The sequence below is a fragment of the Zobellia sp. OII3 genome (assembly GCF_002211465.1).
Taxonomy (GTDB): Bacteria; Bacteroidota; Bacteroidia; order Flavobacteriales; family Flavobacteriaceae; genus Zobellia; species Zobellia galactanivorans.
In genome coordinates this window covers 1-10,872 of sequence record NZ_MWRZ01000022.1, presented here as the reverse complement: position 1 = coordinate 10,872, position 10,872 = coordinate 1, and the positions used below count along the sequence as shown (strand labels likewise).

Below are 10,872 nucleotides of genomic sequence, written 5' to 3'. Positions count from 1 at the left end.
ATCGACAGTTTCAGGTCACTGCTCAACAGGTTCGATACCTCCGTTGAGAGTTGGAAAGGGTTCAACTACCTATCATTCATCGTAATCGCCCTGAAAAAAATCAAACTAAAAAAGTTTAAATGAGTTCAAAATAAAATACACAATATTCAAGGAAACAAAGTAATCTTTGATTTTGACCTCGCCGAACTGTATGAAGCGGAAACCAGAGTACTTAAACAAGCCGTTAGACGTAACATCAAACGTTTTCCAGATGATTTTATGTTTCAGCTTTCAAAGGACGAATGGAAAGAGGTTATCACAAATTGTGATAACCTTCCAGAGAACATCAAATTCAGCCCTGCCACTCCATTTGCTTTTACTGAACAAGGTGTAGCAATGCTTTCCAGCGTACTCAATAGCGACAAGGCCATTGATGTGAATATATCCATTATGCGTGCTTTTGTCGCTTTACGACAACACCTTACAGACTATAGCAACCTTAAAGAACATATAGCCCAAATCGAAAAAGAAATGAACGTAAAGTTCAAGGATATTCATCAGGCAATGAATTATCTATTGCAAAAGGATAAGGTACAGACTGAACAGCAGAACAGGGAACGAATTGGTTACAAAACGGATAGGAAAGAATAAGTTTTATAAGTGAGTACTCAATTTATTCAAATATTCTATTATTAAACAGGACTTTCATTTTCTCGAAATCTTGTTTAGGATTTTTACAGATATATATCCGTTGATATAGTTCTTCCTCGGTATCGGCATATGGATTGTAAATTGATTTGACCAAAGTCACTTCTTCAAAATAGGGCTTAAAGAAATCTCCAACTTGATAACTCAATGCGATAACAGTATGAGGCATTTTACCTTTTGGTGTCCAACTGTAAAAACTTCCGTGATAGGAAAATGCTTTTGGAAGATTCAATGATTCTCCGAACAAGTTCACAGCTCCAGCTTGTGCATAATGTTTTCCCCAAATTAGAGAATTCTTTTTTTCAATATTAGGTAAACTGTTGTAAACGGATTTTAACGCTTGCAGTGTTGTTTTCCATTTGTCTTGTGTATAATATTCATCATATTTTACCCCAAATTTACCTCCCTTAATTTCTTTTTCATCGAGTGGATAGACTTTTTCGAGATAACGATTAAAGCTATAAATAGGCATTCCAAAAGGGATAAGTACAGCACCAAAAATCATTAGTACCGAAATAGGATAAATTATCCATTTTCTTTTAGGTGTTACTATTTCTTCCCAAAATAATGCTCCAAAGGGCAAGAGTGTTAATATAATCGGGAAGAAATAATAAGCCTTTCCGTTTTTAAACAAAAGTAGTAGAAAGGACATTCCAATTGTGATTGATATTATCCGAGTTTCAATTTGACTTTTTGATTTGAAAAGATAAAAAATTGCAGGAATTACCAATATCAAAGATACTATCGGATTAATTGCAATCAACAAACTTGTTAAATTCTCTAACCTGCTTATTTTATCCAATTGTGTTTGGTAAAGCCTGTCTGTCATTTGTAGTAACGGAAAATCGTTTGAAAACTGCCAAATAATATTTGGTGCAATACAAAGTAGAAAAACTATGATATTTAACCAAAATTTGTGTTTGATTAAAGCTGTTCTTGTTCTTTGAAAAAGTAATAATCCCGACAGTCCAAAAAGAAAAAATATACTGTCATATTTTGTTAAAAAGCCAAGAATGTAAAATAAGGTAAGATACCATAATGATTTGCCATCGAGATATTTTACAAATTTCACAAGTTGGTAAAACCCCAAAACCCAAAATAGCTGACTGAAAACCACCGGTTGAAAAAGTTGTTGTGAACGCCCAAAACCTGGTGCAATAATAATAGTAAACAGTACAAAAAATATTGCTTTGTTTTTTCCTCCCAATTCAATAGTAATTTTTGCCAAATAAATAATGATGAGTAAGGCTGCAATGTGAGGAAAAATATGATGGATAAAAACGGAATTGGAATGAAACAGATTCTGAATATATGCTATGACACCGATTAAAGGTGGAAATTCCATATAGCCAAAGGCAAGGTGTTTTCCTGCTTCAATATGTAACAACTCATCTCCCTGAAAACCCGAATGAGTGTCCGCTACTAAATGTAAAGTTAGTTTTGTAATACAAAATGATAAAACCAACAATTTGGTTTGTTTATTCATTAGGTTTCACTTCTTGCGTCAATTTTAAATTAAATAATATAAGGTATTAAGGCTTTTGTTCTTTTTTTGTATTCAAGATATTGATTTCCAAAATTCTCGGTCAGTAATTTTTCCTCTTTTGTAAGTTTGAACCAAAATGAGATAAAAACTATTAGAACTGCTATAATTCCTCGATAATCTCCAACTATTATCGTGTTTCCGATAAAAAGCAACAAGAATCCGGTATAAATTGGATGTCGTACAATTTTATATAATCCACTTTGTATCAGCTCGTGGTCTTCTTTGTTTTGCACGGACAAACTCCAATTATTACCTAATCTGTATCTTGACCAACAAGCCATAATTGCTCCAAATATGCAAATTGTAAGACCGATTGTACCAACAAAATTGGTGTGCTCGACAAAATTTTCCCTTATCAGCATATGCATAAACAATTCTGTTGGACCGAGCAATAATCCCGCAACAATTAAAGGAAGCCAATAAAATAGAAATCTTTTCAGAATAGGCTCTTGGCTCTTAACTTTTTTGGCAGTAAATCCTGAAACAAACCAATAGGTCAATACTATTAACCAAGTGATTTTTAATCCGATTTTTATGTAGTCACTCATATATTATTTTTAATTTCTGTTTTTTAATATGTGCTTTTTCATCACAAAAAAATAACATCATTATTGTTTTATGACCACAAAAATAAAGACAAAATCAATGTAGCGAGAGTTTAAGTGACCAACAACAAGCAAGAGTGATGAAATACAAATTAGTGATTATTTCGATGAGAATAAATGCGATTAAATTCTTCAATCGTCGAACGAGATACGGGAATATCGCTTTCAGAATAATTTTTTAAACGAAGCATATATCCTTGGGCATTGCCAGAAATGGATTCGATGGAATTCAGATTTACCAAATAAGAACGGTGCGATTTAAATACAAATGAAAAGGGATTGAGTTGTTGTTCCAGTTCTTTTAATGTCAAACGCTTTAGCGACTTTTCGAACCCGTTTGTGTTGCTACAAACAATTTCAGTATAGTTGCTTTCTACTTTTGCAAAAAGAAACTTGTCCATATTTAATTCAAATTGTTCTCCCGCAATAGGTGTGTCGATGTGTATAGAATTACTGATTGTTGCTGTTGATGGATTCGTTGGTAGCCTTTTCAAAAAACTCAAATGTCGATACAAGAGTCGCTCAAGGTTTAGTGGCAATATAACAGCAAGTACTAAACTGCCTACCAAAAATGTATTCCGAATTTCTTCCCAAAGATAACGCAACGACCAATTATCGGGATTGGTATAAATAAAATCACGAAGTAAAAAATCGACAAGACCGATAATGAGCAGTATGAGTGATAAGTGCAAAAATTCTTTTCCGAGCGTCCAACGGCTTGTGTTTTTTACTGTTTTGTTGAGCAAAAAAAGATAGCCCATCGCAATTGGAATCGGAATAAATGCGTGTAAAATAACAATCCAAAAACCATTAATTTTGTTTTCAAGCGGATTTATAGCGAAGGGTTCAAATAGATAAGAAAACAAAAAGCTTGCAATAGAAACACAACAGACGAGTAAAAATACTTTTCTTAAGTCCTCGTAATAAAAGGGATAGGGCTGTTTGGCATATGTGTTGATTTGCACTGAATGTTCTATTGAGGCTATAAATGTAGTTTTTTTAAAGGAATGCAATATTAAAATTATAGATATTAATGGCAACCTAATTATAGGTATGAACCCTAAAACCATTGACTTTACAAACCCAGAACTACCACATGGTCTTTCTGCTGAAATAATTGGAAAAGGTACAATTGCTACATTGGATAAACTAAATGCTAGTGGTTACCAAACCGACCTTTTTTTAATTGATACCGGGACAACAGATTTGAGTCATCTCGCTGGTCAATTAACAGAAAAAAAATATGATGGAGTGGTAGTTGGTAACGGAATTAGAGGTGTGAAAGTGAATTTTATAACTTTTGAGCAGGTAATAAATGTAGTTCATACTTATGCACCTAATGCTAAAATCATTTTTAACTCTTTACCAACTGACACCGAAGAATCTATCCAACGCTGGTTGTAAAAAGTAAATTTATCTCTTTACAAGCATTAAATTGCAAATATTTTATTATAGGCGCGACATAATAAAATTAGAAAAATAACGACCGCTAACAAAGAACTGAGGTAAAAAAAATCAACAATTGAAATTGTTGTAGGAATCGATTTCCATTATGTTTTGTTTAACAATTTGTACTTTTACAAGAAATTTATGTAATGGCACCAACCCTTTTTGACCGCGTTTACCAACACCCTCTTATCACCCTTTCGGATATACAAGAAATTGTTTCCTTACATAAGAAATTAATGGTGCCCAAAGGCGATTTTTTGCTTAAAAAAGGGAAAACAGCGGATGCCTATTATTTGGTAGAAAAGGGTTTGGTTCGCTTTTTTGTCCACGATTTTAACGGTAATGAAATCACTACACAGTTTATATGTGAAAATGAAATAGTGAATGAAGTGTCGTCATTGTTCCAACGCATTCCTTCGGTGCAGAATATTCAGGCCGTAACGGATACGGTAGTTTGGGAAATCGTTTTGAATGATTTTCAGCACTTATACCACACCTTGGAGTCCGTAAGGGAATGGGGACGGGAGTGGATGTCGGCGCAGCTCTTCCAAAGCCAACTTCGCTCCATAGAAATGATTACCCAGTCTGCCTCCTCTCGGTATTTGCAGTTAATGGAACAAAGACCACAGATTATTCACCAAGCACCGCTCAAGCAAATTGCCTCCTATTTGGGTATTGCCGATACTTCGTTGAGCCGTATCCGAAAGGAAATATTCAATGGGTAGCATTTCTTGACCTATGTAAAGTAGCTTTACATTTTCAGTTTCTATTTTTGGTATATACAAATACTAATAGGAATGAAAAATCTAAAAACCCTATTGTTTTCCATCCAAATCAAATCCACAAAAGAACATATATGGGATGTTCTATGGAATCCCAAAACCTATGAAGAATGGACGAGGGTGTTTATGGAGGGTAGCCACTATAAAGGTGAACTGAAACAGGGGAATACCATACAGTTTTTAGGAAAAGATGGTGGTGGTATGAGCTCTATTATTGAAAAAATGATAGAAAACGAGCAAATGGTTTTTTCACATCAAAAAGAAGTAAAAAATGGTGTGAAAATAGATTCGTCGTGGCAAGGTGCAAAGGAAATTTACTACCTGAAAAAAGAAAACGATACCACAACAGAATTGCAAGTAATAATGGATATAACACAGGATATGGAAGATTACTTCAATAAAACATTTCCCAAGGCATTGATCATTGTAAAACAAATTTCAGAACAGTAATGAATAATCTATAAAACAACAGTATGGACACAGCAACATCTAAAAAATTGGAGATAGTCATTCCGGCCTTTCGGATGCATTCACAAAGTTTTAATAACGCCTTGGACGGCATTACAGAAAAAGCCGCCTTAAAACGTATTGATAATAATACCAACCACGTTGTGTGGATGGTTGGCAACTTGGTAAATTGTAGGTATTGGGTTGGCAATTTGTTGGGAATTGAGAATAAGGACCCATACGAGGATTTGCTTAAAGAAGGCAGGGCTTTGGACGAAAGTTTTGACTATCCCACATTGGAGGACAGTCCCAAACCTTTAAAAGAATCAATAAAGCAATTCACAAATTATTAGTTTATAGCATAATGATATGCTACGTTTTCAAAAAAAAACCGAATTATTTTCAACAACCAACTTCAATTCAAAAAATATGGCAGCAACAAAAACAAACAAAATCATCTTTTGGACAACGACCATTATTATTTTTATAATGGAAGGAATTATACCAGCATTTACATCGCAGACAGAACTTGCAAAAGAAGGAATTAGGCATTTGGGCTATCCCGAATATTTTGGCAATGCTTTGGTGGTCTTCAAAGTGCTTGGAGCATTGACATTAATTATTCCACAAGTACCAAAACGTATTAAAGAATGGGCTTATGCAGGGTTTGCATTTGACTTTATCTTTGCAAGTATCAGTCATTTTGCAATAGACGGAATGGATTTTCAGTCCTTCTTTCCGCTTATATTTTTAGGGATTTTAATAGCATCCTATTATTCTTTTCACAAATTAAATACAGCTAAATAATGTCATTTCAAGCATATCTTGATAATATTCAAGAAAAAACAGGAAAAACACCATCCAACTTTAAAGAGCTTGCCGAAAAAAAGGGTTCACCCAAAACGGAAAAATAAAAGACGGAGTAAAGGCAACCCAAATTACGGATTGGTTAAAACAAGATTTTGAATTGGGACACGGACATTCAATGCCAATTTATGCGCTATTGAAAGGAAAAAACCCTGATTAAGTAAAAACATAATAAAGTCGGTTCTCATTTGGAATAACTAAAACAAACTTCAACCGACCAACTTATAAACAGATATTTTAGTAAATCAATAAGAAGGTAAAATATGAGCAAAATACTTTTCGATAGCGGAATATCACTTGATGGTTTTTTCGCAGGAGATAACAGAAGCCCTGAAAATCCTATGGGAGGTGTTTCAGGACAAATTCATTCTTGGATGTTTAATCAAAGAGCTTTCTGGGAATACTTGGGCGTGGAAGGTGGAAATGAAGATGGACTTGATGGAAAACATATTAGAGAGACAATTGAACGAACAGGTGCATTTATAATGGGTAAACGTATGTTTGAGGAAGGCGAAGTCAGTTGGCCAAATGACCTCTATAAAGCTGATGTATATGTTTTAACACACGAAAAGCGAGAACCTTGGGTGCAAGAAGGAACTACAACTTTTTACTTCATAAATGACGGTATAGAAACAGCTTTGGATAAAGCAAGAAAATCAGCAAAAGGTAAGGACATAAGAATACAAGGTGGTGCAAACACTATTCAACAATTTTTAAATGCAGGACTTGTAGACGAGTTTTTCCTTCACATTGCACCCATTTTTTTAGGAAGCGGTATCCGACTCTTTGATGGCATTGACAAAGACAAATATGAGGTACGAATCGAAGAAGTAATACCTTCAGACTTGACCACTCATTTAAGGTATAAATTGATGAAGAAAGAGAAATAATGAACCGATTATAAACAATTAAATACCTCATTAAAATGACAAAATTTGAAAACACAGTAAAAGAATTCAATTCTCTTGTTCAACAGTTTAAATTCATTCAAGCGGTTGACAAATTTTACGACCAAAACATTATTTCAACAGATAATAATAATGAACCAACCAAAGGATTAGAAAATTTTAGAAAAGCGGTTGAGAATTTCACTGCCAATTCAGAAATTGAAAAACTTGAATTAATTTCTACAATTGTAGACAAAGATTTATCCGTTGCTCATTGGCACTATATTTTTACCAACAAAAATTTTGGCAGACTTGATTACAAACAAATATCTGTGCAGAGGTGGAAGGATGGTAAAATTGTTCAAGAAAATCATTTTTATAATTTATTTTAAAGAACAACAAAACAGCAAATACTGAATAGCTAAAAAGCATAAAATATGTCAGTCAAAAATCAAAAATATTCAGAAGCCCAAATGCTTATTAGAAAACCTGTTTCAGAAGTTTTCAATGCATTCATTGACCCAGAAAAGACAAAACACTTTTGGTTCACAAAAGGAAGCGGAAAATTAGAAGTTGGCAAAGCAATAACTTGGGAATGGGAAATGTATAATTTCTCGACCAAGGTTGTACCCAAAGAAATTTTGACTGATAAAAAAATATCTATCGAATGGTTTACTACTGAACTACCAACAACTGTTGACTTTGACTTTAAAACGCTATCAGACGGTTTTACTTTTGTATCTATTAAACACTATGGATTTAACCAAACAGGAGACGAATTACTAGAAGCAATTAAGGATTCAACAGGTGGTTTTACAATTGTTCTAGCAGGATTAAAAGCATATTTGGAACATAATATAAACTTGAATCTGATTTTAGACAAATTTCAAAAGAACTAATGCAACACGGTAATTAAATGAAAACTAAAGAAAAAATAAAACAATCAATTACCGACTTCGTAAAAGGTGGTGATAACAGCGACACGATATTGTTAGACAGGGTTTTGCATAAAGACTTTCGCGTAATAAGTAACAAGTTTATGGGAACACCTGGAGTTACAATAATCGACAAACAAAAATATTTATCAAATATCAGAGATGGTGTTTTTGGTGGATTACCAAGAAAAATGACAATAGAAAGTATTGATGTTAGTGATACTATTGCAACAGTTAAACTTCGCTTAGAAAGTTCTGAAAATTATTTTGTTTCCTATAATTCGTTAGTCTTTGACATTGATAATGAATGGAAACTGATAAATAATCTTGCGTTTGTGGAAGCGAAGAAATGACGATACTAATAAAATAACCGAATTGCTAAAATTATTCCAAAAGCAGAATTACAAACAAATAACAATTAAAAAATAAAATTATGGCACTTATCAATCCTTATTTAAACTTCAATGGAAATACCGAAGAAGCATTTACATTTTACAAATCAGTATTTGGCGGAGAATTCGCTATGATTGTTCGTTTCAAAGATATGCCTCATCACGAGTCACCATTATCTGAAACAGACGCAAACAAATTAATGCATATTGCTTTGCCTATTGGCAAAGGCAATGTGTTAATGGCAACCGATTTTTTGGAAAGTATGGGGCAGAAAATGATAGAAGGCAATAGATATTCAGTTTCTATTAGTGCAGAAAGCAAGGCAGAAGCCGATAAGTTATTCAATGGTCTTTCGGCAGGCGGAAAAATTGAAATGCCAATTGCTGACAGTCCTTGGGGTTCTTACTTTGGGCTTTTCAAAGACAAATTTGGAATTCAATGGATGGTAGATTTTGACCCAAAATATAATGGACAAATTTAATCTATGGAAAACAACGAACCGCTAACAGCAGTCATTGTAAACCGATAACCATAAACAACAATGGAAACAAAAAAGAATTTAAAGACTTGCAAAAATGGACATCAGTTCTTTAAAAGTTCTGACTGTCCAACCTGCCCAATTTGTGAAGAAGAAAGAAAACCAAGGGACAGTTTCCTATCGCTTATCGGAGCACCAGCCAGACGAGCATTAGAAAGAGAAGGAATTACAACTTTAGAAATATTATCCACATATAGTGAAAAGGAAATTTTGACTTTACACGGAATGGGGAAAAGCACTATTCCTAAACTTAATGACTTACTATCAAAAGCAGGGATTTTATTCAAAAAAGAATAATGAACGAAATTGAGCATTACATATCACAGTTTGAGCCTGAAATTCAATCAAGACTTGAAATTCTGCGACAATTATTTTTTGAAGTTTTACCAGAAACAGAGGAAAGTATCCGTTATAAAATGCCAGCATTTAAAGTAGGGAAACATCATCTATACTTTGCCGCATACAAAAAGCATATTGGTTTTTATCCAGTTTATGGACTGACAGAAATTGAAGAAGAAGTCTCAGAATTTAGGGCTAAAAAAACAAAAGACAGTCTACATTTTATGCTTGACAAACCATTGCCAATAGAATTGATAAAAAAAATCATAACGCTGAAATCAAAACTTTGACATGAATGACAAGACAATTAATAAACCTAAATACTGAGGTAACTGCCTTATTAGAAAAGCTAAACCACCCGTTTAGAAATGAAATTGAGTTGTTGCGAATTTATATTTTGCAAGCAAATAACCGCTTGGAAGAAAACATAAAATGGAACGGGCCGAATTATAGTATTGATAATGAAGACCGAATTACGATGAGAGTTCAACCACCAACAAAACAAATTCAGTTAATCTTTCATATAGGTGCAAAGAAGCAGGAACAACCAAATGATAAATTAATTGCAAATAAGAGTCAAATGTTAGTCTGGAAAAAGAACGACAGAGCCATCGTAACTTTCAAAAGTTTACATCACATCGAAAGAGGGAAAACTGAATTGACAACAATAGTAAATGAATGGATAAAACCAGCGAAATAAGACAAGGGCTTTAACAATCAACTTTAATCACACTTAAAATAATTTTAATGGGAGAAAGAAATTTCACACCGTTTCCAGTTTTGAAAACAGAAAATCTAACATTGAGACAACTTGTTAGTAGTGATGCTAAAGAAATATTTGCTCTGCGTTCAGATAGCAACGTTAACAAATATCTTGGCAGAAAACCAAGTCAATCAATTGATGATGCAAAGATTTTCATTCGGACAATTAATGAAAATATCAAAAAAAACAATTCAATTTATTGGGCAATTACATTTAATGATAGTGACAAACTAATAGGAACGATTTGTTTATTTGACTTTTCAGAAGACAATTTAAAAGCAGAAATTGGATATGAGTTATTACCCGACTTTCAGGGAAAAGGAATAATGCAGGAAGCAACTTCAAAAATAATTGAATTTGGAATTCAACTTTTGGGACTAAATTCAATAGAAGCTTATACGCATTCTGAAAACCAAAGTTCAACTAAACTTTTGGAGAAATTTAATTTCAAAAAACATAGCGTTGATAGCAATAATTTAATAATGAAGTGATTTAAACTTTTTTTGGATCGAAAGATAGGGCTACGGACATTTGTGTTACCACACGCAAATACCATAGCCCATGTACAAAGTACTTGACAAAGATACCATAGAATTGGAGATAGTCCCACATATACCTTTACCGAAAAGGGGTT

The 10,872-nt window shown here is 33.5% G+C and carries 18 protein-coding genes and 2 pseudogenes; 17 read left to right on the top strand and 3 right to left on the bottom strand.

From position 1 onward, the window contains the following. Both B4Q04_RS23020 and B4Q04_RS22155 read left to right on the top strand, forming a co-directional pair. A pseudogene (locus B4Q04_RS23020) lies at positions 1–123 on the top strand (IS5 family transposase); the annotation flags it as partial. A gap of 12 nt (positions 124–135) precedes the next feature. Next, complete coding sequence (locus B4Q04_RS22155; protein ID WP_088698162.1) at positions 136–630, top strand: ORF6N domain-containing protein; 495 nt, start codon at positions 136–138, stop codon at positions 628–630. Between the two features lie 22 nt (positions 631–652). Here the strand turns inward: B4Q04_RS22155 and B4Q04_RS22150 are convergent, their stop codons facing one another. The 3 genes from B4Q04_RS22150 to B4Q04_RS22140 all read right to left on the bottom strand — a co-directional run bounded on the left by B4Q04_RS22150 (position 653) and on the right by B4Q04_RS22140 (position 3,803). Continuing rightward, positions 653–2,173, bottom strand: a complete 1,521-nt coding sequence (locus B4Q04_RS22150) for a glycosyltransferase family 39 protein (RefSeq protein WP_088698161.1) — start codon at positions 2,171–2,173, stop codon at positions 653–655. A gap of 29 nt (positions 2,174–2,202) precedes the next feature. Beyond that, entirely contained in the window at positions 2,203–2,781 is a 579-nt protein-coding gene (locus tag B4Q04_RS22145) for a methyltransferase family protein (RefSeq protein ID WP_088698160.1), read from the bottom strand. 149 nt (positions 2,782–2,930) lie between these two features. After that, positions 2,931–3,803 (bottom strand): LytR/AlgR family response regulator transcription factor, encoded by an 873-nt coding sequence (locus B4Q04_RS22140; RefSeq protein WP_161496101.1) that lies wholly within the window; start codon positions 3,801–3,803, stop codon positions 2,931–2,933. Positions 3,804–3,891: 88 nt separating this feature from the next. Between B4Q04_RS22140 and B4Q04_RS22135 the strand changes: the two genes are divergently transcribed. The 15 genes and pseudogenes from B4Q04_RS22135 (at position 3,892) to B4Q04_RS22065 (ending at position 10,729) form a co-directional block, all read left to right on the top strand. Continuing rightward, a complete protein-coding gene (locus B4Q04_RS22135; RefSeq protein WP_088698158.1) occupies positions 3,892–4,242 on the top strand; it encodes a hypothetical protein in 351 nt (116 codons plus the stop codon). A gap of 191 nt (positions 4,243–4,433) precedes the next feature. After that, on the top strand, positions 4,434–5,012 hold the full coding sequence (locus tag B4Q04_RS22130; protein ID WP_088698157.1) for a Crp/Fnr family transcriptional regulator: 579 nt from the start codon (positions 4,434–4,436) through the stop codon (positions 5,010–5,012). Between the two features lie 72 nt (positions 5,013–5,084). Then, positions 5,085–5,519: an ATPase gene (locus B4Q04_RS22125; protein WP_088698156.1), complete on the top strand. Its 435-nt coding sequence runs from the start codon at positions 5,085–5,087 to the stop codon at positions 5,517–5,519. A gap of 23 nt (positions 5,520–5,542) precedes the next feature. Then, positions 5,543–5,869, top strand: a complete 327-nt coding sequence (locus B4Q04_RS22120; RefSeq protein ID WP_088698155.1) for a hypothetical protein — start codon at positions 5,543–5,545, stop codon at positions 5,867–5,869. Between the two features lie 76 nt (positions 5,870–5,945). Then, entirely contained in the window at positions 5,946–6,323 is a 378-nt protein-coding gene (locus tag B4Q04_RS22115) for a DoxX family protein (protein ID WP_088698163.1), read from the top strand. Then, positions 6,323–6,543: pseudogene (locus B4Q04_RS23210) on the top strand (DUF4287 domain-containing protein). Before B4Q04_RS22115 ends, B4Q04_RS23210 begins: the two are co-directional and overlap by 1 nt. Positions 6,544–6,646: 103 nt before the next feature. Continuing rightward, on the top strand, positions 6,647–7,273 hold the full coding sequence (locus B4Q04_RS22105; protein WP_088698154.1) for a dihydrofolate reductase family protein: 627 nt from the start codon (positions 6,647–6,649) through the stop codon (positions 7,271–7,273). 35 nt (positions 7,274–7,308) lie between these two features. Continuing rightward, complete coding sequence (locus B4Q04_RS22100; protein ID WP_088698153.1) at positions 7,309–7,662, top strand: nuclear transport factor 2 family protein; 354 nt, start codon at positions 7,309–7,311, stop codon at positions 7,660–7,662. A gap of 45 nt (positions 7,663–7,707) precedes the next feature. Continuing rightward, a complete protein-coding gene (locus B4Q04_RS22095) occupies positions 7,708–8,169 on the top strand; it encodes an SRPBCC family protein (protein WP_088698152.1) in 462 nt (153 codons plus the stop codon). A gap of 17 nt (positions 8,170–8,186) precedes the next feature. Then, entirely contained in the window at positions 8,187–8,558 is a 372-nt protein-coding gene (locus tag B4Q04_RS22090; RefSeq protein WP_088698151.1) for a nuclear transport factor 2 family protein, read from the top strand. Between the two features lie 80 nt (positions 8,559–8,638). Beyond that, entirely contained in the window at positions 8,639–9,079 is a 441-nt protein-coding gene (locus tag B4Q04_RS22085) for a VOC family protein (protein ID WP_088698150.1), read from the top strand. A 60-nt stretch (positions 9,080–9,139) separates the two neighbouring features. Further along, on the top strand, positions 9,140–9,433 hold the full coding sequence (locus B4Q04_RS22080; protein ID WP_088698149.1) for an RNA polymerase alpha subunit C-terminal domain-containing protein: 294 nt from the start codon (positions 9,140–9,142) through the stop codon (positions 9,431–9,433). Further along, positions 9,433–9,765 (top strand): iron chaperone, encoded by a 333-nt coding sequence (locus tag B4Q04_RS22075; protein ID WP_088698148.1) that lies wholly within the window; start codon positions 9,433–9,435, stop codon positions 9,763–9,765. Before B4Q04_RS22080 ends, B4Q04_RS22075 begins: the two co-directional genes overlap by 1 nt. 5 nt (positions 9,766–9,770) lie before the next feature. Beyond that, entirely contained in the window at positions 9,771–10,175 is a 405-nt protein-coding gene (locus B4Q04_RS22070) for a DUF1801 domain-containing protein (protein ID WP_088698147.1), read from the top strand. 47 nt (positions 10,176–10,222) lie between these two features. Further along, the gene (locus tag B4Q04_RS22065; protein ID WP_088698146.1) at positions 10,223–10,729 is read left to right on the top strand and encodes a GNAT family N-acetyltransferase; all 507 of its coding nucleotides are present in this window, start codon (positions 10,223–10,225) and stop codon (positions 10,727–10,729) included. Positions 10,730–10,872: the final 143 nt, after the last annotated feature.